Source organism: Steroidobacter sp., from assembly GCF_036406195.1.
Lineage (GTDB): Bacteria > Pseudomonadota > Gammaproteobacteria > Steroidobacterales > Steroidobacteraceae > Steroidobacter.
In genome coordinates this window covers 111,497-134,896 of the sequence record NZ_DASWVW010000016.1, presented here as the reverse complement: position 1 = coordinate 134,896, position 23,400 = coordinate 111,497, and the positions used below count along the sequence as shown (strand labels likewise).

At 62.0% G+C, this 23,400-nt stretch carries 25 protein-coding genes and 1 pseudogene; 10 read left to right on the top strand and 16 right to left on the bottom strand.

Annotated elements, in window-relative coordinates:
• Positions 1–44: 44 nt before the first annotated feature.
• On the top strand, positions 45–863 hold the full coding sequence (locus tag VGE08_RS06005) for an IclR family transcriptional regulator domain-containing protein (RefSeq protein WP_331066943.1): 819 nt from the start codon (positions 45–47) through the stop codon (positions 861–863).
• An 18-nt stretch (positions 864–881) separates the two neighbouring features.
• On the opposite strand, the gene VGE08_RS06000 is transcribed toward VGE08_RS06005, so the two are convergent.
• The 5 genes from VGE08_RS06000 to VGE08_RS05980 form a co-directional block, all read right to left on the bottom strand.
• A complete protein-coding gene (locus VGE08_RS06000; protein WP_331066942.1) occupies positions 882–1,394 on the bottom strand; it encodes a hypothetical protein in 513 nt (170 codons plus the stop codon).
• 182 nt (positions 1,395–1,576) lie between these two features.
• Positions 1,577–2,431 (bottom strand): DUF4824 family protein, encoded by an 855-nt coding sequence (locus tag VGE08_RS05995; RefSeq protein ID WP_331066941.1) that lies wholly within the window; start codon positions 2,429–2,431, stop codon positions 1,577–1,579.
• Positions 2,428–3,501 carry a DUF2157 domain-containing protein gene (locus tag VGE08_RS05990; protein WP_331066940.1) on the bottom strand — a complete coding sequence of 358 codons (1,074 nt, stop codon included), beginning with the start codon at positions 3,499–3,501 and terminating at the stop codon, positions 2,428–2,430. The genes VGE08_RS05995 and VGE08_RS05990 overlap by 4 nt, the downstream gene beginning before the upstream one ends.
• Positions 3,502–3,610: 109 nt before the next feature.
• Positions 3,611–4,327: a DUF1223 domain-containing protein gene (locus tag VGE08_RS05985; RefSeq protein ID WP_331066939.1), complete on the bottom strand. Its 717-nt coding sequence runs from the start codon at positions 4,325–4,327 to the stop codon at positions 3,611–3,613.
• A 50-nt stretch (positions 4,328–4,377) separates the two neighbouring features.
• Complete coding sequence (locus VGE08_RS05980; protein WP_331066938.1) at positions 4,378–5,376, bottom strand: AraC family transcriptional regulator; 999 nt, start codon at positions 5,374–5,376, stop codon at positions 4,378–4,380.
• Positions 5,377–5,496: 120 nt separating this feature from the next.
• Here VGE08_RS05980 and VGE08_RS05975 point away from each other — a divergent pair, with 120 nt between their 5' ends.
• Positions 5,497–6,372, top strand: a complete 876-nt coding sequence (locus VGE08_RS05975) for a class I SAM-dependent methyltransferase (RefSeq protein WP_331066937.1) — start codon at positions 5,497–5,499, stop codon at positions 6,370–6,372.
• Here VGE08_RS05975 and VGE08_RS26515 read toward each other — a convergent pair.
• Entirely contained in the window at positions 6,367–6,630 is a 264-nt protein-coding gene (locus VGE08_RS26515; protein ID WP_414717459.1) for an HNH endonuclease signature motif containing protein, read from the bottom strand. The two genes, VGE08_RS05975 and VGE08_RS26515, sit on opposite strands and share 6 nt — an antisense overlap.
• On the bottom strand, positions 6,540–6,788 hold the full coding sequence (locus VGE08_RS05970; protein ID WP_331067232.1) for a hypothetical protein: 249 nt from the start codon (positions 6,786–6,788) through the stop codon (positions 6,540–6,542). The genes VGE08_RS26515 and VGE08_RS05970 overlap by 91 nt, the downstream gene beginning before the upstream one ends.
• On the opposite strand from VGE08_RS05970, the gene VGE08_RS05965 reads away from it, so the two are divergent.
• The 4 genes from VGE08_RS05965 (at position 6,772) to sugE (ending at position 9,694) form a co-directional block, all read left to right on the top strand.
• Positions 6,772–7,026 (top strand): DUF4351 domain-containing protein, encoded by a 255-nt coding sequence (locus VGE08_RS05965; protein ID WP_331066936.1) that lies wholly within the window; start codon positions 6,772–6,774, stop codon positions 7,024–7,026. The genes VGE08_RS05970 and VGE08_RS05965 overlap by 17 nt on opposite strands.
• A 209-nt stretch (positions 7,027–7,235) precedes the next feature.
• Positions 7,236–8,597, top strand: coding sequence for a hypothetical protein (locus tag VGE08_RS05960; protein ID WP_331066935.1), 1,362 nt, complete (start codon positions 7,236–7,238; stop codon positions 8,595–8,597).
• 117 nt (positions 8,598–8,714) lie between these two features.
• The gene (locus VGE08_RS05955; protein WP_331066934.1) at positions 8,715–9,353 is read left to right on the top strand and encodes a glutathione S-transferase family protein; all 639 of its coding nucleotides are present in this window, start codon (positions 8,715–8,717) and stop codon (positions 9,351–9,353) included.
• Positions 9,354–9,370: 17 nt separating this feature from the next.
• On the top strand, positions 9,371–9,694 hold the full coding sequence (gene sugE / locus VGE08_RS05950) for a quaternary ammonium compound efflux SMR transporter SugE (RefSeq protein WP_331066933.1): 324 nt from the start codon (positions 9,371–9,373) through the stop codon (positions 9,692–9,694).
• Between the two features lie 47 nt (positions 9,695–9,741).
• Here sugE and VGE08_RS05945 read toward each other — a convergent pair whose 3' ends face one another.
• On the bottom strand, positions 9,742–9,924 hold the full coding sequence (locus VGE08_RS05945; RefSeq protein ID WP_331066932.1) for a hypothetical protein: 183 nt from the start codon (positions 9,922–9,924) through the stop codon (positions 9,742–9,744).
• A 288-nt stretch (positions 9,925–10,212) separates the two neighbouring features.
• On the opposite strand from VGE08_RS05945, the gene VGE08_RS05940 reads away from it, so the two are divergent.
• Positions 10,213–12,552 carry a PQQ-dependent sugar dehydrogenase gene (locus VGE08_RS05940; protein ID WP_331066931.1) on the top strand — a complete coding sequence of 780 codons (2,340 nt, stop codon included), beginning with the start codon at positions 10,213–10,215 and terminating at the stop codon, positions 12,550–12,552.
• 90 nt (positions 12,553–12,642) lie between these two features.
• Here VGE08_RS05940 and VGE08_RS05935 read toward each other — a convergent pair whose 3' ends face one another.
• Complete coding sequence (locus tag VGE08_RS05935) at positions 12,643–14,061, bottom strand: hypothetical protein (protein WP_331066930.1); 1,419 nt, start codon at positions 14,059–14,061, stop codon at positions 12,643–12,645.
• A 269-nt stretch (positions 14,062–14,330) separates the two neighbouring features.
• Here VGE08_RS05935 and VGE08_RS05930 point away from each other — a divergent pair, with 269 nt between their 5' ends.
• Complete coding sequence (locus tag VGE08_RS05930; protein ID WP_331066929.1) at positions 14,331–14,504, top strand: hypothetical protein; 174 nt, start codon at positions 14,331–14,333, stop codon at positions 14,502–14,504.
• 30 nt (positions 14,505–14,534) lie between these two features.
• On the opposite strand, the gene VGE08_RS05925 is transcribed toward VGE08_RS05930, so the two are convergent.
• Entirely contained in the window at positions 14,535–16,232 is a 1,698-nt protein-coding gene (locus tag VGE08_RS05925) for a dipeptidyl-peptidase 3 family protein (protein ID WP_331066928.1), read from the bottom strand.
• 82 nt (positions 16,233–16,314) lie between these two features.
• Positions 16,315–16,842, bottom strand: a complete 528-nt coding sequence (locus VGE08_RS05920; protein ID WP_331066927.1) for an N-acetyltransferase — start codon at positions 16,840–16,842, stop codon at positions 16,315–16,317.
• Positions 16,843–17,081: 239 nt separating this feature from the next.
• Between VGE08_RS05920 and VGE08_RS05915 the strand changes: the two genes are divergently transcribed.
• Complete coding sequence (locus VGE08_RS05915; protein ID WP_331066926.1) at positions 17,082–17,237, top strand: hypothetical protein; 156 nt, start codon at positions 17,082–17,084, stop codon at positions 17,235–17,237.
• Positions 17,238–17,599: 362 nt separating this feature from the next.
• On the opposite strand, the pseudogene VGE08_RS05910 reads toward VGE08_RS05915, so the two are convergent.
• Positions 17,600–18,019: pseudogene (locus VGE08_RS05910) on the bottom strand (SDR family oxidoreductase); the annotation flags it as partial.
• Positions 18,020–18,152: 133 nt separating this feature from the next.
• Positions 18,153–19,157 (bottom strand): SDR family oxidoreductase, encoded by a 1,005-nt coding sequence (locus VGE08_RS05905; protein WP_331066924.1) that lies wholly within the window; start codon positions 19,155–19,157, stop codon positions 18,153–18,155.
• A gap of 135 nt (positions 19,158–19,292) precedes the next feature.
• Here VGE08_RS05905 and VGE08_RS05900 point away from each other — a divergent pair, with 135 nt between their 5' ends.
• Positions 19,293–19,490 (top strand): hypothetical protein, encoded by a 198-nt coding sequence (locus VGE08_RS05900; RefSeq protein WP_331066923.1) that lies wholly within the window; start codon positions 19,293–19,295, stop codon positions 19,488–19,490.
• Between the two features lie 43 nt (positions 19,491–19,533).
• Here VGE08_RS05900 and fba read toward each other — a convergent pair whose 3' ends face one another.
• The 3 genes from fba to gph are packed head-to-tail and all read right to left on the bottom strand — an operon-like array spanning position 19,534 to position 23,399.
• Positions 19,534–20,598: a class II fructose-bisphosphate aldolase gene (gene fba, locus VGE08_RS05895; RefSeq protein WP_331066922.1), complete on the bottom strand. Its 1,065-nt coding sequence runs from the start codon at positions 20,596–20,598 to the stop codon at positions 19,534–19,536.
• A 33-nt stretch (positions 20,599–20,631) separates the two neighbouring features.
• Positions 20,632–22,698, bottom strand: coding sequence for a transketolase (gene tkt / locus VGE08_RS05890; protein WP_331066921.1), 2,067 nt, complete (start codon positions 22,696–22,698; stop codon positions 20,632–20,634).
• On the bottom strand, positions 22,695–23,399 hold the full coding sequence (gene gph, locus VGE08_RS05885) for a phosphoglycolate phosphatase (RefSeq protein ID WP_331066920.1): 705 nt from the start codon (positions 23,397–23,399) through the stop codon (positions 22,695–22,697). The genes tkt and gph overlap by 4 nt, the downstream gene beginning before the upstream one ends.
• Position 23,400: the final 1 nt, after the last annotated feature.

Genomic DNA, 23,400 nt, shown 5'->3' with positions numbered 1-23,400 from the left:
CACGATTGCCGTCGTTTTTCGCTAACCGAAAAGAGCCCGCGGAGATGAGGAAAAACAATTTCATGGCGCAGACCGCATCGCGGCGCGAAGCGATGGGCGGGCTCGCCAAAGGGTTGGAAGTCATTCGCGCCTTCACGCACGACTCGCCTTCGTTGACGCTCAGCGAAATCGCGAGCCGCGCGGGTCTGCCGGCGGCGACGGCACGGCGATGTTTGCTGACACTCGCCGAATGCGGCTATGTCATGCAGTCGGGCAGAAATTTCTTGCTGCGGCCCAAGGTGCTCGAGCTGGGCGCGGCATATCTGGATTCGATGAACATCGAGGTACTCACCAAGACGTATCTGGAAGATCTCGCCAGCCAGACCGGCGATTCGGCTGCGCTGACGGTGCTGGATCGTACTGACATCGTGTACGTGGCGCGTGCGTCGGTGCGTACACTGCTGCGCTTGGAGGCGCACGTCGGCAGCCGCTTTCCCGCTTACCCCACTTCAATGGGCCGCGTGTTGCTCGCCGGCTTGTCGCCGCAGCGACTGGACCGCTATTTCGACGAGGCGGAGATCAACGCGCTCACCGAACGCACCACGACCGACCGTGCCAAGCTGCGTGCATTGATCGATGAGTGTCGTCGCGCCGGCTACTCGGCCGTCGAAGACGAGCTCGCCTACGGCGTCGTCGCCGTCGCGGTGCCGGTGTTCGATAAGACCCGCCGCGTCGTCGCCGCGCTCAACAGTTCCAGCCACTCGAAGAAAATGACTCGCGCCAAGCTGGTGAAGGAACGAGTGCCGCTACTGCAAACCATCAGTGCGCAGATGTCCCGCGAGCTGCAGCGGGTGCCGGGGTTGTCGCTCAGCGCGCAAACTTGATCGAGCCTCGACGATTCGTCACTTGCGTTTGTAAGTGCCGTCGAAGGCGGTGGTCCAAGCGCCTTGCTTCTCGCTCGTCTCCCAATGCTGACGCACGGTGCCGTCGGCATTCGGCGTCCAGGTGATGCGATGCTTGGTCACTTCACCTTTGGGCCCGACCACTTGCCCCTCCAGCACCATGTTTTCGCGACGCAGCCCTCCCTCCAGGAGCAGCAGCGTGCCATCGGTATCCACCCACGTTTGATGCCAGACTTTCCGGCCGGCGTCATATGCATTCAAGCTTTCGCCGGCATAACCACGCTCGGTTGAATAGCGCTCGTGCAGCACGCATCCGCCGTACTCGCGGCTGATGCTGTTGACGCCTGCGAGCTTGCCACCCGGTGTGTAAACGTTCCAATCGCCCATCCAAAAGTCGAATTGGCGATGCTCGTTTGAATCGCAAGGACCGGCCACTGTGTCGGCAGCATCTGCGGCGAGCGACATCGCAACAATCGCTCCAGCCACGAGTTTGGCTTGCATCGTTGTATGCATCAGAGCTCTCCCATTCCCAGCACGGGATTCTGCACTCTATGAACGGAGCGCGCGACCACCGGGCTGCTGGTGTTTCTTGTTTCTTCCTTGCCGTTACTTTTCCTTGCCGTTACGAGGAGTTCGCGGACGGCCGTCAGAGCTCGAGCGATTTTTTCGGCCTGCTACCACCGCAGGCAGCGGGATCACAATAGCGCCAGCTCCGCGATCCAGGGCTCGAAGCGTCGGCCGAAATTGACAGTAGCCGAGAAGTGCGGCTCACGATCGTAGTAGCCCTCGCGGAACCGTGTGATGGGCTCGACGAGTGCTCGGTACGTGTGCGGCACACGAATCGCGTCCACGTCGAGATCGTCAATGCCTACGATCACGCGCTGCTGGCCGGACCTGCCATCGACCATTGCCCTCAGTCGACCATTGACGATGGCGTACTGCTGCCGATTCGGATACTTGGCACGTAATGCCGCTTCATCACGCCCCACATCGACAACAAACAAGCGCGTCTCGAACTTCTCTTCACGCTCCATTGCGTGGCGGGCAGTGTCCAGCCGTCCCTCGAACTCTCGATCGCCAGGGTTGGCGTTAGCCAGCGCCGTGGCACGCTCCAATTCATTGCGCGCGTGCTCAACGGACGCTTGATACGCCTGACCGTCATACTCCAATACTACCCACGCACGTCTTGACGGCTGTCTATGCACACGCTGTGCACCCTCCTGGGATTCGAGATCGCCCGGCACTTCGAATCCCAATTCCCTCACCTGCGCCGGCTCCAGCCAGACGAGACCGTGATACCAGGTCGGATACTCCACGTCAGCCGACACGGCGCGAGCGACGCGCCAGGTCAGATGCAGGTCGATACTGCTGTTTTCGTTCTCCGGCCAACTCCAGTTGTACACGCGCAGCTCGCGCTCGGTGAGCTTCAACACACTTTCTGGCTCGCCGCTGCGGTTGTACGCAACGCCCGCTAGCACCACCGCGTTCGTCAGGACGATCAACGCCACTCCGGCGAGCAAAGCACGCGCACGCGAGAAAACGAGCTTCATTGCCCACCTCCGGAGGCGAGTGCGCCCGCCCGCAGCCGTTTCATGACCAGGATGAACAGGATGGCCGTGAGCGCGATGATCAGGAAGAACACGAACTTCGGCACGATCTCCCACCACCAGTCATAGAACTTGGTGTACAGAAAGATGACAAAGAACGTCGTGCCGGTATTGACCACCTCGGAGTGCTCATGCCGCGCTCCCCACCAGATGGCTGCCGCACTGAGCACGAAGCCCAGGACTTGATAAAGATATTCGATGGTGGCAAACGAGAAAGGCAGATAACTGCTTCGCCCCCAGTTGGCGAGCACCAGAATCGGCAGGAGCAACGTGAGCAAGCCGAACACCCGATAGATGCTCGCGAACCCCGTGAAGCGATCGTGGCGAATCAGCAGCGGCACCAGGAACAGCAATATTCCGGCGGGGAAGAAATTCTCCGGCCGCTCGCCGAAATGTATCCAATACATGCCGCTCCACGTTCCGACACGCGCGGCGACAAAAGCGATGAGACAAACAATGGCCGCTGCCAGCAGCAGCCGCAGATCGAACCTGTACGCGAGCAGCAATCCAAACGCGCCCCATACCACGAACGCCTTGTCCGAAGGCGTGATATTGAACATCCCGCCCAGCAGCGACACGTTCAACACGAAGCACGCGAACGACACCATCGCCACGAGCCTGGCGAAGTAGCCGCTGCCATCACGACGACCCACCCAGAACGTCGCGCCCAGCGAGCCCAAGGATGCGACGATCATCAGAGCCAGCTGGGCCGCCGTAGGGAACAGCCCCCAATACTGGTTGAACAGGAAGAACACACTGGCCGCCAATGCCAGCGCGCCGAGGAACGAAGCGATTCGCATGCCGAGCGAGAGCTGCTTCGCATGCCGGTTGCGATCGATGTCGAACGCTTGCGCGTAGCTCGCGAGCAGATCGTCGTGATGTTGGTTGATCGCGTCCCGTTGCGTGGCCGACAGCTCGAGGACGCCCGAACCTTCGAGCCTTGCAAGCTCTTCACGAAAAACGCGGATGTGGTCAGCCCGCAGCTGCGCTTCCGCCTTGGAGAGGTTGCTCATTGAGCTCCATTCGAGGGTTGCGTGCGCGCAGACTAATCTGGGGCGAGCACGGCTGCAATCCTTCCAGGCTTGATGGCAATGCGTGCAGAATAGCTTTCTCTTGTGGCCTTCAACGCAGCCCCAAGGTCGCCGCCCCGGCGATCGCGCCTTGATTCTTCCGCTGCAAGATTACCGCAACACCAGTGGCATCCCCCGGCACTCCGGCCATCGGAGTGGTCATTTGCTGCGGTTTGCCGTTCCATGCGCCGAGCCGCTTGAACGATCGAACCACATTGAAATGTTTCAGCGTGCGTCGTGCGTTTTCGCCGCTGGCAATCTTGTCGGTGGCTTCGGCCAGATAAGAAACGAGATACACATCCATGGGCTCACGCGACGCGCCCGCCCATGCTTCCGTGAACTGAACCTGAATATTGCCGCCCGCCCTCGACAGCTTGATTCCGAGCGCATCGCGATCACCCTTGATCGCGCGCTCCACTTCCGTGCGGTTGGACCCCACCAGGCTGGTGTCCCCGCTCACGACCACTTGAGGCGTGAAGGCACCCGCTCGTGACAATCGTTTGACATAGCCCTGCTGACGCTGCGTAGCCGCCGGAATGGAATATCGATCCTTCCAACCCAGATCGTCCCAATAGTCCACATGATAAGCCAGCGCGACAATGCCCGGCCTGCGAGCCAACTCGCCCAACAAAGCATCGGCTGGCGGACACGAGCTGCAGCCCTGCGAAGTAAACAGTTCGACGACCACCGGTTGCGCCACGGCGCCTGTTGAGAACAGGCCCGCCGAGAACACCAGGGCGGCTAATGTGAGCGATACGAGACGACTCATGACTTGATCCGGGTTGTTTTGGCTACTCTCTCAACTCCTCACGGCCGCGATCAGTCTCTGGCGCCATCAATCCGAGCGCGCGAGGAAAATGCAGAGCTTCGAGCTTTCCGATACCGCCCCGGCGCCACGCCGAACTCGCGATTGAAGGCGCGCTTGAAGGCGGCCTGCGATTCGTAGCCGACATCGAATGCGATCTGTGCGATGGGTTTCGCGCCCTGCGTGAGGAGTCGCGCAGCGAGCTGCAACCTCCAGCGCGCGAGATACGTGAGCGGCGGTTCCCCCATGAAACGTGAGAATCGATCGGTCAGAACCGAGCGCGATGCTCCGACTTTCATTGCAAGCTCGTCGACAGTCCATGAGGCCGAGGGCTGCTGATGTAGGAGTGCGAGCGCGCCGCCAACGATGGAGTCCCTCGCGCCAGCTAGCCAGCCGATGTGTTCCGACGGCAGACGTTCCATGTAACGCCGCAACGTTTCCACGAACAGCGCCTCCGCCATCCTCGACAGCAGAACGGATTGTCCTGGCCGCGATCGATCCGCCTCGGCGACCAGATAGTGGATGGAATCCTCGAGCCATTTTCCGGTTGCGTCTCCGCGGGCGTTGATCTTGATCATGTGCGGTAGACCCGCCAGGAACAGGCGATCGGCACGTCGTTCGCAGCCGAAGTAGCCGCAGATGAATCCAGTTCGCTCGCCACCGCCCCCCATGCACATGGTGCGCAGGTCGCCGGACAGGAATTTCCCCAGAGATTTTCCGCTGTCCACCAATTCTGTCGGACGACCATTCGACACCGAGTGAGCCTCGCCCAGCGGGATAATCACGACATCTCCAGCCTCGAGCTCCACCTCGGTCCCGTCCTCGAAGGTCACGAGCGCCCGGCCTTCGGTTACGAGGTGATACGGAACGAGACGCTCCACACCCGGCGCGAGCATAGGGGCGACCTGCTGCAGCGAGGGCACTGCGAACCCCCAGGGCGCCGTGCACTCGGCGTAGTAGAAAATCGCACTGCTCATGTGGACTGCGTTCAGGGCGAGCGAGAGAGCATCCATCGGTTCACCCGTCTGTGGTGCGCCAATGCGCGCTGCAAAAAATCCCGGCGTTGCCGCAAAGATCCGCGAATTCCGAGCGCGCACAGTGGTCCGCACATAGTGCAAGGATCGGAGACTCCCATGAATCGAACCACGATCAGCTCTGCAACGCTAGCGCAATATGAAACGTCGCGCCACGCGTGGGACCGCATTGCGCCCGGATATGACAGGACAAATACACCGACCCAGATGCGGCTCGGTGCAGAAGGATTGAGACGAATGGGGCTGCGCGCCGGTATGTCCTTCCTGGACGTCGCCGCCGGCAGCGGCGCCCTCGCGATACCCGCCGCGCGCCTCGGAGCAAGTGTTACTGCCGTGGACCAATCGTCGGTGATGCTCGAGCTGCTTGCGAAGCGAGCGCACGCTGAAAAACTGCAGATCGAGTGCCGCGTCATGGACGGTCAAGCGCTCGGTTTCGCCGCCGACAGCTTCGACGCAGCCGGTTCCCAATTTGGCGTCATGCTGTTCCCTGACATGCCGACTGGGATTCGTGAGATGGTTCGCGTCACCAGGCCCGGCGGTCGAGTGCTCGTCATCGCTTACGGCGACCCGCACTCTATCGACTTCCTCACGCTCTTCGTCCATGCCGTTCGCAGGATACGCCCCGAGTTCTCAGGACCTCCGGTCGATCCGCCACCACTGCCATTTCAGCTTCAGGATCCGCGCCGCCTTCGCACCGAGCTCCTCGGCGCAGCACTGAAGAACGTGCACGTCGAGACGATCGGGGAGTCGACACAGTTCGCCAGCGGGGCCGCATTCTGGGACTGGCTCATCTCGAGCAATCCGATCGTTGCCGAGATCCTCGCGGAGCTGAGACTGTCGGCAACCGAACGCGAGACGCTTGCGCGTGCGATCGAGGAACTCGTGAGAGCGCGCGCAAGCCGTGATGCGATCACGACGCTTTCCAATCCGGTCAACGTCGGTGTCGGCATAAAGCCCGATGCAGGTGCCCTATAGGGGACGCGTGTCGCCTGCCAATCGCCCGCTTGGGTCGGAAGCGGCCATACACAGCGTGCTATCGAATGATTTTCCGTTCGGCGTTGTGAACCGGATCGCGCCATCGTCGAGCACTTGGACCACGATATTGCCTTCGTGAACTTGACGGTGGTGGTGTCGACAGAGGCTCACCAGGTTGGAGAGCTTCGTCTCGCCGCCATGTGCCCAATGTTTGATGTGATGGCCATCGAGGTACTTCGTGTTGGGGCAGCCAGGCACGCGACAGCTTCAACGTCCATCGGCGTTTCCGCCTCTGGAAGTTCTTCGCAGGCGGCCTCGATCGCCTTGATAAACATCCGCCCCGCCTCGGCCGGCACGCGCGCCTTGATCACGAGCATGCCATCTTCATCCTGAAACCAGGTGAGCTTCCGATCCACCTGCTGCTGTGGCCTTGCTCGAAAATTCTATGGCCAGGGAAAAACTGAAGGTCGAGCCGAAGGAAGTCGTGTGACGCTGATTAGCCTCATTACCAGGCAGCTGAGTCTGTGCTTCGGCCCGCTCGATGAAGCAACCCTCTCGCGGATTGAAGCCGCCTCCACCGCCGAGTTGGAGAAGGTTGCCGAACGTTTGTTGAACGCACCCACACTCGATGCCGCGCTGTCCGAGGCACGATGACGCAGCGCCTGCTCGCAGCGAGCACGCCGCTACATCGTGCATGTGTGAAGGCAATCGAGATCTTCAACCACGCCCGAGATCGACAGTACAGGCCTGCGTACTGCTAGAAAATCCGAGCGAGCGCAGCGCGGAAAACAAATCGGGCACGTTTGCGAGTTTCGCTGCATCTAATGTGTGCACGCATTCGTGCGCACCGCAGGGAGACTCAAATGAAACGTTCGATCGCTCGATCGGCCATCGTCTCCGCAGGCCTGATAGGACTGGTCGCCGCCGCTGGCGCGGAACAAACCCTACAGCGCGATGACATTGCCCATCCGGCCTCCCGCATCGACCTGCGTAATCTCAACGACGCGGTAAAACAAATACAACAAGGCCAGGAAATCTTCCGTCGTGACACGTTCGGCGACGAAGCCTTCTGGGGCGAGACCTTGCGATTGCACGAAGCAATTGCTGGACGCGCCAACGGCGGCGTCGGCCCGGGATTGAGCCCCAAGGCCGCGCTCGCGCTGGGACTCAAAGTGGATGTGGCAGCGCTGCCTTCCAGGCTGCGCAATGACTTGCAAGGAGGCAAGGTCGATCTGGACTCCCCTGCCACGACCTTGGCGTTGCTGAAACTCGATGCTGTGGTCGGCGTCCGTGGCTTCTTCGATGATTCCGGCCGGCGTCTACGCTCGATTGGAATTACCTGCGCACTGTGTCATTCGACAGTGGACAACGCCTTTGCGCCGGGAATCGGTCGGCGCCTCGATGGCTGGGCCGCGCGCGATTTGAATGTAGGCGAGATCATCGCGCTCGCTCCAAACGTGCAGCCGCTGGTCGACTTGCTGAGCATAGTCGATCCAACCATTGACGCGGCGACCGTGCGAACGGTGCTTAGAAGCTGGGGCCCGGGCAAGTTCGACGCCGAGCTGTTGATGGATGGCAAGGCGTTTCGCCCGGACGGCAAGCCGGCCGCGACCTTGCTGCCACCGGCGTTCGGTCTGGCCGGCGTCAATCTGCATACCTGGACCGGCTGGGGCTCGGTGACCCACTGGAATGGTTTCGTGGCCAATCTGGAGATGCAGGGCCAGGGCACCTTTTTCGATCCGCGGTTGAACGATTCGATCAAGTTCCCCATCGCGGCGCGGGCCGGTTTCGGTGATGTTCGACGTACACCGGATCTGGTCACCGAAAAACTCGCGCCGCTCCATCTCTATCAGCTCAGCTTGCCAGCACCACGCGCGCCGCGCGGCAGCTTCAACGTTGCGGCGGCGAAGCGCGGCAAGGAGGTGTTCGAAGATCGAGCGAACTGCGCGCGTTGCCATGTACCGCCGCTGTTCACAGAACCCGGCTGGAACATGCATCGACCCGATGAGATTGGCATCGACGGCTTCCAAGCCGAACGTTCGCCGGACGAGCACTATCGTACGGCGCCGCTCAAAGGCTTGTGGACTCACGGCAAAGGCGGCTACTACCACGATGGCCGGTTCGCCACGCTCGAAGACGTAGTCGATCACTACAATCGACACTTCGCGCTGGGACTATCGTCCATGGAGAAAGCCGACCTGGTGCAGTATCTGAAGTCGCTCTGAGCGCGCCATCGCCACGAGCATCATGCCGTGCGCGCCGCGGCGCGCACCGGTTCGCTTTGCGCCAGAGGATACGCCTGCCATACTCTCGCAATTGCTTCCCACAGAAGGAATTGTCCCTTGGCGTACACACTCTATTACTCGCCGGGCGCGGCGAGTCTGGCAGTCCATTGGATGTTGATCGAGATGGGCGTCCCATTCGAGGCCAAGCTGGTCCCCATTGACGCGGGCGCGAATCGATCACCCGAGTATCTGCGCATCAATCCATCCGGCCGCCTGCCGGCGTTGACCATCGATGGAGTTGCGCGAACAGAGTCAGCTGCTCTGCTCATGCTGCTGGCGGAACGGCATCCCGAGAAGAAGCTGGCACCGCCGCCGGACTCTGCGCAGCGCGCTGCGTGGCTGGAGATGATGATCTACCTTGCAAACACACCGCTGCCCGCGATGCGCGATTGGTTCTACGCAGCGTCGGATGGCGAGCCGCAAGATGCGGACGCCGTCAAGGCACTGGCAAGACGACGAATCGAGAGCACGTGGGATCGCCTGGACGCTCATCTGTCCGACGGCCGCACCCACATGATGGGCAGCGAGTTGAGCACGGCGGATTTCCTGGCGACCATGCTGATGCGGTGGTCGAGAAACATGCCCCGGCCCGCCGACACGTGGAAACACCTCGCCCCGTACATTCGCAGGATGCGAAGCATGTCCTCGTTCATCGAGGTCAACCGCCGCGAAGGCCTCACGGACTGGCAGAACTAGATTCTTCGGAGCTTGACATGGCCTGGTTGCTGCTCGTGCTCGCGGGGCTGCTGGAGGTCGTCTGGGCGGTGGGGCTCAAGCAGACGGACGGACTCAGCCGGTTCTGGCCGACCGTCATCACGCTCACCGCCATGATCGTCAGCGTGGTGCTCCTCGGCATCGCAATGAAATCGTTGCCGGTGGGAACGTCCTACGCAGTCTGGGTCGGCATCGGCGCCGTCGGAACGGCGGCGATGGGCATTGTATTTCTGGGCGAGTCCGCCAGCATCGGGCGCATCGCCAGCCTGGCACTCATCGTCGCGGGCATCATCGGCCTCAAGCTCGCGACCCCCACAGCGTGACCGCAAGCTGATTGCCACGGATGGCAATGCTCGTCCGCGGGCGAGCTTCACGAGTCGAGCGGGATGGGATCGTGTTCCGGCATCGAATGATGCAACAGCTCCTCGAAGTTGCGCTCGTCGAACGCTTGCAGGCACACGGCGCAAACCACGAAGTGCTTCGCTTCGTCCTCGATACTGAAGCCGTCGAAACCCCACCTGCGCAGTTCTGTCACTGGATAAAGTCGTTCCATAGTGCCTGCCTCACGTAGGTACTCCGCCTTCCCTTCGCGCGCAAAACTTGCAATCTCCACGCACCCAACGCGGCGGGGACCATTCAGTTCCTGGCAGCGCCGCTTGCAAGAGCAAACATTGGTTGGCTTCCGGTCGATTCTTGTAAAGACCGTCGACATCGCCTGGCCAGCGCAACAAACGCCAGCGCAACAACGATTGCAAACATTCCGCTCGATGCCCTGGAACGAACCCGACAGGCCGGGCGTAGCACTACTGGTTTCAGGGCGACACATAACGAGGAAGGCTCCATGTCCTGGGCTAGAGCCGCTGCGGGGATGCTGTTGTGTTTGGCTGTTCTGATCGCCGGCTGCGGTGGCGGCGGTGGCAGCGGTGCATCGGCACAAGAGCCGCCGCCGACGGCGCCCGGCCCGCCGGACCCGAATCCTCCCGATCCTGATCCACCGGACTCGGATCCGCCGGATACCGATCCGCCGGATACCGATCCGCCCGCGGCAATTGCCGGCCTGGACGCGAGGCCCAGCAATACCACTTGTCTCGCGCCCCCGCGCGCGACGGGCAGCGCCACCATCGCCACAGAGCGCGTATTTCCAAACCTCAGCTTCAGCGATGGCGGCGAGAGTAGAAATCCGCTGCAGCTGCTTCAGGCACCAGGTGACCGAAGCCGTTGGTTCGTAGTGGAGCGCTTCGGTGCAGTGAGAGTCTTCGCGAACGATCCGGCGGTCACGACGTACTCGACGTTTCTCGACATTGCCTCGCTCGTCAATTCAACGTGTTCCGAATGCGGCCTGCTCAGCATGGCATTCCATCCCGACTTCCCGGCGACGCCGCGTGTCTATCTGGCTTACACCAGTGTCACTCAAACCATTTCCGGCGGGCCGGATACGCATCTGTCTGAATTCACCACGGCCGACGGCGGTCTCACTCTGGACCCGGCATCGGAACGCGTCATGATCACGATTCCGAAGCGATCGGTGCATCATCACGGCGGCGGCATGATCTTCGGTCGCGATGGCTATTTGTATTTCGCGACCGGTGACGGCAACTCTCCGAGCCTGAACCACTCGCAGAACTTGAGCACGCTGCTCGGCAAAGTTCTGCGCATCGACGTCGACACCACGAGGGGATCGGCGTTGTATGGCATCCCGGCCGACAATCCGTTTGCCGACAGCACGCAGACGTGTCACGCGGATGCCTCAGGGCCCGCGAACTGCCCCGAGATCTGGGCCTGGGGCCTGCGTAACCCGTGGCGCTGGAGCTTCGACCGCGAGACCGGCGATCTCTGGCTGGGCGACGTGGGCGAATCGAACATCGAGGAAGTGAACCGCGTCGTGCGCGGTGGCAATTACGGCTGGCGTTGCTTCGAAGGCACGGAGGAGTTCGACGACACCTGCGGCACACCGGTCGGCCCGTTGCTGCCACCGATTGCTCAATACACACACACGCTGGGCCAAGCCGTCACCGGCGGATACGTGTACCGCGGCACCGCCATTCCAAACCTCGTTGGCCGTTACTTGTTCGCGGACTTCGTGAGCGGACGGATCTGGCACATACCGAGCGACGCCCAGCCTACGTTGAACATGGATGAGGGCTTCGATTCCGGATTGAATATTTCTTCCTTCGCCGAGGACCCGGATGGCGAGCTCTACGTGGTGCACATGCGCGGCCCGCTGTATCGAATCGTCGCAACTGGAGATACGGGCGCCGACTCGGGTGTTGCCACGACCCTGTCCCAAACGGGCTGCGTGGATCCTGCGAATCCCAAGAATCCCGCAAGCGGGCTCATCCCGTACACGCCGAGCGCGCCCTTCTGGTCGGACGGCGTCGCCAAGGCGCGCTGGATCGGATTGCCGGACGGACAGAGCATCACCGTCGGCGCCGACGGCGATTGGGACTTCCCCAACGGCACGGTGCTGATGAAGAACTTCAGTATCGCGGATCAGCTGATCGAGACGCGCCTGTTCATGCGACACCCCGATGGCATCTGGGCCGGCTATACCTACGAATGGAATGCGCAAGGGACTGACGCCACGCTGGTACGCGGCGGCAAGCGAGTGACCATCGGCACCCAGGAGTGGATCTATCCGAGCGAGTCGCAGTGCATGCAATGTCACACCCAAGCCGCGGGCCGCTCGCTGGGACTCGAAACCAGGCAGCTGGCGACCAACATCACTTATCCGCAGACGGGACGCACGGCGCACCAGCTATTCACGCTGGATGCGATCAACACACTGTCGCCGCCGCTGGCCGATCCGCTCGCCGAAACTCCGTATCCCGACCCGGCCGCAACAACCGGCACGCTGACGGAACGTGCTCGCTCGTACCTGCACACCAACTGCTCGCAGTGTCATCGACCCGACGGGCCGACGACATCCAACATGGATCTTCGTTACTCGACTCCGCTCGCGAGTACCAATGCCTGCGACGCCGTACCCACGGTGGGCGATCTCGGCATCGCAGACGCTCGACTCATTGCACCGGGGGCGGCGGATCGTTCTGTGATACCGGCCCGCATGAACTTGCGTGACCATCCCGATGCCATGCCGCCAAACGGCCTCGGCGCGCGTGTCGACACAGCAGGTGTGACATTGATCCGCGATTGGATCAGCTCGCTCACGAGCTGCAATTGAACAGCAGGCGGGTCACCAAAGAAGAAAGCGCCTGCGCTTCTCGCAATCGCGAGGAACGCAGGCGCTGGGAAGTTACTACGAAGGCGACAGTCAGCGCTGACTGAGCACCGGCGCTTCCGGCGCCCGGGTCGAACGACCTTCGACCTGGGCCGCCATGTCGTGCAGCCACAGCTCGAGGTTGGTGTAGCCGCTGGCCGTCACCGTGTTCGGGTTGGCCGGCAATTGCAGCGTGCGCTTGTTCTGCGCAAGGCTCGGCCAGCCGCCGGCGTTCTTGTTGCAACGAGAAGTGCCGTTGGACGCCACGCAGTTGATCGTGCCGCCACCGCCCTTACGCACATTCTCCACGACGCGCTTGTCGACCGAATCGCGATCCGCCGGCCGTGCCCCCGCATACTTGAGCACATGATTCTTCACCACGTCGCCCTGGGTGGGCATCGTCGTGAAGCCGGCCGGCCAGGCAACAGGGGCCGTCGACTTGAAGTCCGTGAGGCTGATGGTGCCGAACACCGGCTCGGCGAGCGACCATGGATCGGCGCTCACGCCATCGGCCAGGTTGTCGGCCAGGAACACCTTGCTGCCGGACGGCAACTTGGTCTTGTCGGCCCGGATCAGGATCGGGGAGCGCCCGGTGGTGTCAGGTCCTCGGAGATAGACGTTGCCGACCACCGAGTTGTTGGTCTTGGCGCCCTGCTGGCTCTGCAGCTCGGTCGCAAGGTTGGCCCAGTTATAGACCACGTTGTTCACGATCACCGCGCGCGTCGCGTTGGTGAGCGGATTGCGCGAGCGCGCGCCGCTGATGAGATTGCCGGCAAGCGTGACGCTGCCATCGACCGGTCCGAAGATCACGCCGTAGCCGTGCGGCCCTTCGGGATGAATGGAATCGTGCAGCGGCTCGGCGAAAATATTGTTCGTCAGGCTGACGTTGTTCCAGTTCGCCCAGACGCTGGCGATTTCGTCGACGGACCAGCTGAAGGAGCAGTGGTCGATGACGATGTTGGTGATGGTCGGCTTGTCCGCCGGGCCGGAAATCTTCACGCCGTCACGGTTGCCGGGGGCCGCGCCATCCGGATCGTCGCCGGGACGCACGCGCAGGTGCTGGATCAGCACGTTCGAAGTCTTCACGTCCAGGCCGCCACCGCGCAGCATGATGCCCGGCGAAGGCGCCGTCTGGCCCGCGACGGTGATGTTGGGGTTGTTGAACGACAGATCGCGGCTCATCTTGATCGTGCCGGACACTTCGAACACGCAGACGCGCGGTCCGCTGGCACTGACACAGGCTCTGAGAGAGCCCGTTCCGGAATCGTTGAGATTGGTCACGCGGTAAACCGTGCCGCCACGGCCCGCCGCAGTGGTGATGCCGTGAGTCGACGCGCCCGGAATGACCGGGACCGCGCTGCTAGCCGCCAACGATGCCATTCCAGACGCGACCGCGGTCGCGGCCAGCAGGCAACGCCGCACGGCGCCGGCTGCGGAGATGCGATTCGAAGCATTCGTCGGCGGTTCGATCATCAATGGTTTCCTCGTCGTCCGGTCCATCATCGGGCCTGTCATGTGAAGTGTTCCCAGCCATGCGGCCAGGTTGGGGGCACCCGCGAGCGTGCCAGCAAGTTACAAGCGCACTGGCATCGATCACATCGGAGAAGCCCTGAACCAGCATGCAGACGACCCGCTGCTGAGTAGTTCGATTACCTGCACGAAGCTGGCGCCGGGCCTGTTTTCTAAGGCATTCGTTGTATAGCGCATCGCATGGAGCAGCAAACCGTCGGCGGTAGGCGACTGTGACTGCAAACGGGTACAGTGGGCGCCCCGACAACAACGTGGAGCGCGTGCCGGCGATCGGCGGTGCCGCGGGATGGTTGACGTTCGCTGCGCTATCAGCGGTGGTCGAACTCGTCATTGGCGGCGTGATCGTCGCCGTGTTGCACATGATCCCGGGGCGCAAGCATCACTGACGCCCCGAGCCTACGATCACGACGTAGCCATCACGGCTGCATCAACGTATCTGCGGTGACGAATCGCGGGGCGATATCGACAGGGACTTCTCCGAGCTGATCGATGACGCGCTGTACCTCGGGCCGGATCACGACCATGCGTTCCATGAGGCTCTTGACGCCGTCATAGTCGCCTTGCGCCTGCAGCGTCATGATCTGGCGTGTCAGCGCGGTGATGGCCCGTTTCGCCTTGGGCACGTCGAGCGAGAACCGGCCCTCGGCATCGATGCGAATCGCCTTCGCGTCCAGCAAGCTGTTCACCTGCAGCGCCATGCCCTTGGCGTGGGCCGCGTTCAAGCCGAAGCGCAGCGTGCGGAACGTGGACGCCAGGAATGTTACATACATGCTGCGTTCCTGTTTCTTGTCCAGGAACCCTTGGTCCATCAAGTACTGGAGTGCCCACAATCCGGACACGTCGGCCTTGGCCTCTTCCAACGGCCCGTTCAGTTCTTTGAGCTCTTGTCTCACCGTGGTTGCGCGGCCATCCACCGTGATGGTCTGCGGCCCCAGACCATGCATCAACTCGTGCATGAGAATGTGCGTGAAGAACGCATCGAACGAGACCAGCGCACGATCCGCCGGCGCCAATGCGATATCCGCAATCGGCGTGAGCACCTTGTCGAACTTGGCCTGCTGGAAATTCTTCAACAGCACGCGCTTGGAGCCCTTCTCGGCGACGACGCGCTCGTCGTTCGGCAGGTTGAAGGCTGCGGTCTGGACGCCGTGGTTGGCATCACCCGCCGCGAACACCACATTGACGACGCGGATCGGCGAATAGCCGCCGATCTTGGCTTTGCGGAATTTCTTGTCGATCGGCAGATGATCCTCGAGATCCTGCAGTTGCTGGCTGAAACGAGCGAGCTTGTCGGTTTCAGCGGCATCGGTCAGGGTGATGAACGATTCGAACGCGGCCTTGAAGTTGAACCACTCGTCTTGGTAGACCTCGTAGGGGCCGATGGTGGGCTCGATCGAGGCATCGAGCTCCATCCAGGCCACGTCGCTGTCGTAGTAGTCGTTGGAGATGAAGGCATTGGCGCGCCTGGCCAGGAAGTCTTTCAAGGTCGGTTGCGATGTGAGTGCCGCCGCTTCGCGTAACAGGCGCGACATTTCCATCAGCTCGCCTTGATATTCGAGCGAGTAAGGCACAGCGATGAAGCTGCCGTCGGGACCCCGCCGAATGGCGGTGAAGAATCCGGTGGCTGCGGCTTTTTCTCGTTCCGGTAAACCTTGCAGCCAGCCATCGATCTGCTCACGTGTCGCGTCGGCCGGATAGAAGTTGGCGCCCTGCGGCTTGGCGCCGATGCCGGGGAGGAACGGACGGTCCTCGTCCAATTCCGACCAAGGGCCTTTGTTGAGCAGGAAATAGCCGAGGCGCGCGCGCCCCAGCGAGCTTTGATCCGAAGCCAACCGCAAGAGCAGCGCGTCGTTGCCGGCGAAGCGCTGGCGCATGAACAACGCGTCGACATAGCGCGAGGCTTCGACGAGCTTCGCCAGCGCCGCCCGCTCCTGCTTCGGCAAGGATGACAGATCGACCGTGACGTCGACTGGCGCGAAGCGCGCCGCCAGCGAGGCCAGCTGGCCTTCGTCAGGAAGATCTTTGGCGCCATTCTCGGCCATGACAGCTCCAGACATCAGGCTGAACAAGACGGTCGCGAGAACCGCGGGAATCGAACGTCGCGCGATGCGCATGTCATGGCCTCCAGGGCACGAAGCAGTCGGTCACGAGGGATGAGCTGTTCGGTGTTCGAGCCGCACTGCCGAACAGCGCGAATCAGCGCTTGAGAATGAACTCGTGGTCGACCGTCTTGCCCACCGGGAAGCCGTATTCGCCGACCTTGTTGAATCCATAGCGCCCATAGAAACGCTGCGCGCCGTAGTTCTCCGACCAGACGCCGATGTAGAGCGGCGAACGGCGCTGCGATGCCAGCCATTCGAGCCCGGCCTCCATCAGGCGCGTGCCGAGTCGCAGGTTGTGAAATTCCGCAAGCACATAGAGCTGCTGCACTTCGCCTGCATCGGGTTCCAGATTCTGTACCGGCAGCTTGCACTTACCCACCACGATGAAACCGATCTTGCGGCCACTTTCGTGATCGATCACCCACACGGCGCGATTGTGGTCCGCCAGCGCGCCAGACCACCATTCCGGCGAGTGGCTCTTGGCCAGAAATGTTTGTAGATCCTCGGGGGGATACAAATGTCCGAACGTTTCAGTGAACGTAGCGGCACCCAACTCGGCCAAGGCCGCGGCATCCGCGGGAGTGGCACGACGAATCGTCACCGAATCTGGAGTAGTAGCCATGGTTGCGCAAGAACAGCGGGAGATGCGTCATTCTACAGCGGATTCGCCTGGCGCCTGAAATCCAGCACAGGCGCGCGGCCAATGTCGGGGAGGCCGTTGAGGCGATGCCGTAAGGCAAGACTCAGGCACGGGCGCATCCGTGATCGGTCGGGTTCTCCGATATTGACAGCGCGGAGCTGCCCTTATTGTCCCTTGCAAGCAATCGCTGAACGCAACGACAGCCGCAGAGGAGCCTCGCTATGTCAACCTCGTTCGCCGCTCTCGCCACCTCCGTCCAGACGCGCCCCGCCTGGTTGAAGAACACCGCGCGCATCGCGTTCCTGCTGGTCTTCATAAAAGGCGCTGTCTGGTTGGGTGCCTCATGGCTGGCCCTTCGGGGATTTCACGGCCTGTAGGCTCGTCGCAGGAAACTCACCTGGCTGGATACACGCAGAGCGCCGCAGCGTCGCTCGCAAACGCGACTGCCCGTCCGCACGGAAACATACATTCGGCATTCACGGCACGCCCTCCCAGCTGTTGCTCAATCCCGTAGCCAAGCTGCGAAAAAGACATCCTACGCCGACAGTTGGCGCGCTCCTAATACCAATGGTGCTTGGTTAACCGTCTTTGTCGCAGCGGTTCGCGGATAGCGGTTAGCCAGAAATGAGCTAAATCCTGGCCTCCGTTCTGCCCCAACCGCTAACCGCCAACCACTGCAGGGCGCTAACTAAGTGCCATTGCTCCTAATACTGGCCAGGATCGCCCTGCGCGCGGCTCGCTAACCGCGCCCTATGAACGGCATCTTGGTGGCCATGATGGTCATGAATTGCACGTTGGCATCCAGCGGCAGGTTGGCCATATAAAGAATCGACGTGCCCACGTGTTCCACGTACATCAATGGCTCGACCGCGATGGCGCCGTTGGCTTGCGGCACGCCTCGCGCCATTGGCGCAGCCAGGTCAGTGGCAGCGTTGCCGATGTCGATCTGCCCGCACGCGATGTCGTACTTGCGGCCGTCCAACGACGTCGACTTGGTGAGTCCGGTCACGGCATGTTTGGTGGCGGTATACGGAGCCGAGTTGGGTCGCGGCGCATGCGCAGAGATGGAGCCGTTGTTGATGATGCGGCCGCCGCGAGGATCCTGCGCCTTCATGATCTTGAAGGCTTCCTGCGTGCACAGGAACATGCCTGTCATGCTAATGCACGTAACCGCCGTGGCCAAACCCATCGCCCGGTGACAAGCATGTCACATGCAAGTGACGTGTTGGTCCCTGCGACGTACATGCGCGTGCGATGGGCCGCGCGCTGGGTCGCATCACCGGCCGCGCTCGTCACATATCAATGAATGCGACGAGCGCGGCCAGGACGACCACGGCGCAGCCAACGGCCAGCGGCCGGTGCGTGGTGAGCCACCATTGCATGCTGCTGCTCTTGGCTTCGCTATCGAAGCGGCCGTGAGCACCGGGGTTGGTGTCGCACGGATCATATAAATTGGTGCAGGCGTGCGGCGGCAAGGGTTCGGAAGTGATCTGGCCCGAATAGCCCTGCTTGGCGAGCAGGCCATCCAGCAACCCGGGAACTATCTTGTTGGCGACGACCGCCTTTACCGCCGGCCATCCTACAAACACTTCGCGACGCGGATTGCGAGCGGCCCAGACGATGGCTTCGGCAGCCAGCTCCGGCTGGAAGATGGGCGGTACTGGCGTGGGACGCTTGCCAACCAGATTCAGCGCCCAATCGAACTGCGGCGTATTGAACGCCGACAAGTGAACCATCGTGAGCTGAACATTGCTCCGGTCATGGAGCAATTCCGAACGCAATGAATCGGTGAAGCCACGCAGCGCATGCTTGGCCGCGCAGTACGGCGCTTGCAGCGGAATCGCTCGATACGCCAACGCGGAACCGACTTGCACGATCACGCCGCGATTGCGTGCCCGCATGCGCTTCAAGGCACTCAATGTTCCATAGACGGCGCCAAGATACGTTACTTCCGTTGCGCGTTTGATCTGATCGCCTCGCAGCGCGCTGACGGGGCCGAAGATCGTCGCCATCGCATTGTTCACCCAGACATCGATGTGGCCCCACTCTCGCTCGACCTGCGCTGCCGCCGCTTCGACCCGGGCCTCGTTGGAAATATCCGTTGGAATGGCCAGCGCGATCGCACCGGCACTTTCTACTTCTGCTTGCGCCGCCGCCAGCCCTCGCTCGCCCCGCGCCAACAAGGCAATGCGGGCGCCAGGACGCGCGAACGCCCGCGCGGTGGCGCGGCCGATGCCGCCGGATGCGCCCGTGATGACAATCACTTCATAGGTTTGAGTTGCAGTTGGAGGGGACACGTAATTGCTGACCTACTGCTACTGTAGAATCTGGATGAACAAGGCACGAACGTCGTCACGGTCGCGTTGTTCCTTGGTCCCGTTCAGGTACCGCGGAGGCCGGCTTGCGCCACGTAGTTATTACTCGCCCGCTTATTGCTGTGCATCCTCGCGAGCTTCTTCTGGTTCCTGCCGGTCATCGGCGTCGAGTTCTTCCCGATCGGCCTGCTGATCGCGCAGGACGTGCCGTTCCTCAAGAAACCCGTGGCGCGTGGCATGTTGTGGTTCGAAGATCGCTGGATCGCGCTGCGCCGGAAGTGGCGGGCAGCGCGACGCGAGCGACGGCAGCGCTAGTCGGGCCAGTCAGGCCCGCTGGCTTGGCGTTCTGTAGGTCACTTCATGCGATCTTCAGAGTCGGCTGTTTCTTGCGATGGGTGTCCGCCATCTTGTCGAGCGACAGTGGCTTGATCTTGCTTGCCTGCCCGGCAGAGCCGAATGCTTCGAAGCGCGCGCGGCAGATGTCTCGCGCAGCCGTGGTAGCTTGTGCAAGGAACTTCCGAGGATCGAGCTCGCCGCGATCCATGTTCATCAAGCGCCGCATGGCTCCGGACATCGCCAGGCGAATGTCCGTGTCGATGTTGACCTTGCGCACGCCGTTTCGTATTCCCTCCTGGATCTGCTCCACCGGAACGCCGTAGGTTTCCTTGATCTCGCCGCCATGCTCGCGAATGATCGCGAGCCATTCCTGCGGCACCGACGATGATCCGTGCATCACCAGATGCGTATTCGGGATGCGCGCATGAATCTCCCGGATGCGATCGATTGCCAGGATGTCTCCCGTCGGTTTTCGTGAGAACTTGTACGCGCCATGCGACGTGCCAATGGCGATGGCCAACGCATCGACGCCGGTCTGCTCGACAAAGTCCACGCACTGCTCGGGGTCAGTGAGCATCTGCTCATGAGTCAGCTGCCCTTCCGCACCGACGCCGTCCTCCTCTCCCGCCAGCCCTGACTCGAGCGAACCCAGGCAGCCGAGCTCGCCTTCCACCGACACGCCCACGGCATGCGCCATCTCGACGACCTTTGCAGTGACGCGTGTGTTGTACTCGTAGGACGCTGGCGTTTTCATGTCCTCGCGCAGCGAGCCATCCATCATCACGCTCGTGAACCCCGAGCGAATCGATGCCTGACATACCGCCGGGCTGGCACCATGATCCTGGTGCAGAACGATGGGAATGTGCGGCCATGTCTCTGCGGCAGCCAGCACGATGTGACGCAGGAACGCTTCGCCTGCGTACTTACGTGCACCCGCGGAGACTTGCAGTATCGCGGGACTATCAGTCTCGTCCGCCGCCTGCATGATCGCCTGCACCTGTTCCATGTTGTTGACGTTGAAGGCCGGCATGCCATAGCCATGCTCCGCCGCGTGATCAAGCAATTGACGTAGCGACACCAAACTCATATGCCCCCCGATCTGTATGAGCAGCTTGCTGAATCAGTCGCGCACGCGGTCGCTCCCCAGCACTGACTTGACCGCCGCGACGACTCGCGGTGGCTCGAGCTCGAAGTAACGCATCAGGTCGGCGGCTGGCGCCGACTCGCCGAAGCGATCGATACCGAGCACCGCGCCGGAGCGGCCCACATACTTGCGCCAGATATCCGACACGCCTGCTTCGACAGCGACGCACGGCAGCGTCGCTGGCAACACTTGCCCGCGATAGTCCGCATCTTGACGATCGAATACCGTGGTCGATGGCATCGAGACGACTCGGACCGGGATACCTTCGGCGGCGAGCGCCTTCTGCGCATCCACCGCGAGGGCGACTTCCGAACCCGTCGCGATGATCACAGCTCGAGGTGCGTTTCCTTCAGGCTCCACCAGCACGTAGCCACCGCGGCGAATGTTGTCGATCGCATCTGACTGCCGGACCTGGAACGGCAAGTTCTGGCGGCTCAACACCAGGCTGGTGGGGCCGGTGTCGCGCTCGATCGCTGCCGCCCACGCCGCTAACGTTTCCACCGTGTCGCACGGTCGCCAGACGTCCATATTCGGAATCAGCCGTAGCGTGGCGACGTGCTCGATGGGCTGATGTGTAGGCCCGTCTTCGCCGAGCCCGATCGAGTCGTGCGTGAAAACAAAGATGGACCGGACTCGCATCAGCGCCGCCATGCGCAGCGCGTTTCGACAATAGTCGGAGAAGGTAAGAAACGTCCCGCCGTATGGAATGAAACCTCCATGCAGCGCCAATCCGTTCATGATTGCCGCCATGCCGAACTCCCGCACACCGTAGTAGATGTAGTTTCCACCGCTGGCATTGGCAACAGCGCGCGCTCCCGACCACAGCGTCAAGTTCGAACCGGCCAGGTCGGCGGAGCCACCGATCAGCTCCGGCAACAAAGGTGCGAGCCCCTCGATGGCCTCCTGTGAAGCCTTGCGCGTCGCCATGGTGGCGGCCTTGGCATGCGTTCGCGTCATCAGCTGCCGCACATGCTCGGAAAGCTCTGCCGGCAGCTCGCCCAGCATGCGCCGCTCGAATTCTTTGCTCAGCTCCGGATACGACTTTGCGTAGTCCGCCATCTTCCGCAGCCAAGCCTCTTCCGCCTCGGCGCCGGCTTGTCGCGCGTCCCACTGTTCGTACACGTGCGGTGGAACTTCGAACGGCTCATAGTTCCAGCCAAGGACCGCGCGAGTCGCAGCGATCTCCTGTTCGCCCAGCGGCGCACCGTGCGCATCGTGTGTGCCCGCCTTGTTGGGCGCGCCATTGGCGATGACGGTCTTGCAGCAGATCAGCGTGGGCTTATCGACTATTACCTTGGCGGCGCGAATGGCGTTGTCGATCGCATCGCTGTCGTGGCCATCGATATTCGGCAGCACATGCCAACCGTAGCTCGCGAAACGACGCGGCGTGTCGTCGGTGAACCAGCCGGAAACGTGACCATCGATGGAAATGCCGTTGTCGTCGTAGAAGGCGATGAGCCGTCCCAGGCCCAACGTGCCTGCCAGCGAGCAGGCCTCATGCGAAATGCCTTCCATCAAGCAGCCGTCGCCGAGAAACACATACGTGTAGTGATCGACGATATCCAGGCCAGGACGGTTGAACTGCGCGGCAAGCACCTTCTCCGCGATGGCCATGCCGACGGCGTTGGTGATGCCCTGTCCCAATGGGCCCGTGGTGGTTTCCACGCCCGGAGTGATGCCGTACTCGGGATGGCCCGGCGTCCTCGAATGCAGCTGCCGGAACCGCTGCAGCTGTTGCATCGGCAAGTCGTAGCCGGTCAGATGCAACAGCGCGTATAGCAACATCGAGCCGTGACCGTTCGACAGCACGAAGCGGTCGCGATTGAACCACTGCGGGTTCGCCGGGTTGTGACGCAGATGCCGCCGCCACAGCACTTCGGCGATCTCCGCCATGCCCATGGGCATGCCTGGATGGCCCGAGTTGGCTGTCTGCACGGCGTCCATGGCGAGCGCGCGCAGAACATTGACTGCATCCCTTGCGGCCTCGGAGCGCCGGTCGAAACCCGCAGACTTTGACGTCCGCTCCTGGATTTCAGCACTCATGCTATGGCCCTCAATGTTGGTGAGCGAGGCACCCTCAGCTCCAGGATTTCCTGAATGTTGCTGACGACGCCGTCGGGTCGCAGCTCCGCGAGCGGTTGATCGTGGTGATATCCGTAGTCGACAGCCACAACGCGGCATCCAGCACTGCGCGCCGCGGAGATATCGGCAAGTGAATCACCCACGCACAGCATCCTCTCTGGTTCGACACAGGCATGAGTGCAGGCCGCTCGCAGCATATTCGCGCTGGGCTTGCGATCCTCCGGGCGATCGGAGCAGTACACCGACGCAAAGAATCCCTTGAGCCCAGCGGATTCCAGCAAGGGCAACGCGAACTTGCGTTCCTTGTTGGTCACGCAGTAGAGCGTGCGACCGTCGGCACGGAGCCGGTGCAAGGTCGTCACCACACCGGGATAGAGGCTGCTGCGCTCGAACACGCGCTGGCCATACAGATTGCGGAACAGCGTGCCTGCCATTGCATGCAGTGCCGGGTCCGGCGTGATGCCATTGCGCGCGAGCACTCTCATGACCAGAGCATCGATGCCGGCGCCGATCATCGAAGGGATCTGGTCATCCGGCAGCGGCCGGCCCCCCAGCATGATCAGCATCATGTTGGCCGCCGCGCCAAGGTCCGGCGCGGTGTCGACGAGCGTGCCGTCCAGATCGAACGCCACCGCTTCGATGGAATCCATGAGCTTCGGCACG

What these genes read in the sequence shown, in the direction of transcription:
- VGE08_RS05945 (WP_331066932.1), bottom strand. Translation starts at nt 9,924, where the DNA reads ATGGAACGACTTTATCCAGTGACAGAACTGCGCAGGTGGGGTTTCGAC.
- VGE08_RS05985 (WP_331066939.1), bottom strand. Translation starts at nt 4,327, where the DNA reads ATGAGTCGTCTCGTATCGCTCACATTAGCCGCCCTGGTGTTCTCGGCG.
- tkt (WP_331066921.1), bottom strand. Translation starts at nt 22,698, where the DNA reads ATGAGTGCTGAAATCCAGGAGCGGACGTCAAAGTCTGCGGGTTTCGAC.
- VGE08_RS05920 (WP_331066927.1), bottom strand. Translation starts at nt 16,842, where the DNA reads ATGGCTACTACTCCAGATTCGGTGACGATTCGTCGTGCCACTCCCGCG.
- VGE08_RS05980 (WP_331066938.1), bottom strand. Translation starts at nt 5,376, where the DNA reads ATGGATGCTCTCTCGCTCGCCCTGAACGCAGTCCACATGAGCAGTGCG.
- fba (WP_331066922.1), bottom strand. Translation starts at nt 20,598, where the DNA reads ATGAGTTTGGTGTCGCTACGTCAATTGCTTGATCACGCGGCGGAGCAT.
- VGE08_RS05975 (WP_331066937.1), top strand. Translation starts at nt 5,497, where the DNA reads ATGAATCGAACCACGATCAGCTCTGCAACGCTAGCGCAATATGAAACG.
- VGE08_RS05935 (WP_331066930.1), bottom strand. Translation starts at nt 14,061, where the DNA reads ATGATCGAACCGCCGACGAATGCTTCGAATCGCATCTCCGCAGCCGGC.
- VGE08_RS05925 (WP_331066928.1), bottom strand. Translation starts at nt 16,232, where the DNA reads ATGCGCATCGCGCGACGTTCGATTCCCGCGGTTCTCGCGACCGTCTTG.
- sugE (WP_331066933.1), top strand. Translation starts at nt 9,371, where the DNA reads ATGGCCTGGTTGCTGCTCGTGCTCGCGGGGCTGCTGGAGGTCGTCTGG.
- VGE08_RS06000 (WP_331066942.1), bottom strand. Translation starts at nt 1,394, where the DNA reads ATGCATACAACGATGCAAGCCAAACTCGTGGCTGGAGCGATTGTTGCG.
- VGE08_RS05960 (WP_331066935.1), top strand. Translation starts at nt 7,236, where the DNA reads ATGAAACGTTCGATCGCTCGATCGGCCATCGTCTCCGCAGGCCTGATA.
- VGE08_RS05995 (WP_331066941.1), bottom strand. Translation starts at nt 2,431, where the DNA reads ATGAAGCTCGTTTTCTCGCGTGCGCGTGCTTTGCTCGCCGGAGTGGCG.
- VGE08_RS05990 (WP_331066940.1), bottom strand. Translation starts at nt 3,501, where the DNA reads ATGAGCAACCTCTCCAAGGCGGAAGCGCAGCTGCGGGCTGACCACATC.
- VGE08_RS05915 (WP_331066926.1), top strand. Translation starts at nt 17,082, where the DNA reads ATGTCAACCTCGTTCGCCGCTCTCGCCACCTCCGTCCAGACGCGCCCC.
- VGE08_RS06005 (WP_331066943.1), top strand. Translation starts at nt 45, where the DNA reads ATGAGGAAAAACAATTTCATGGCGCAGACCGCATCGCGGCGCGAAGCG.
- VGE08_RS05940 (WP_331066931.1), top strand. Translation starts at nt 10,213, where the DNA reads ATGTCCTGGGCTAGAGCCGCTGCGGGGATGCTGTTGTGTTTGGCTGTT.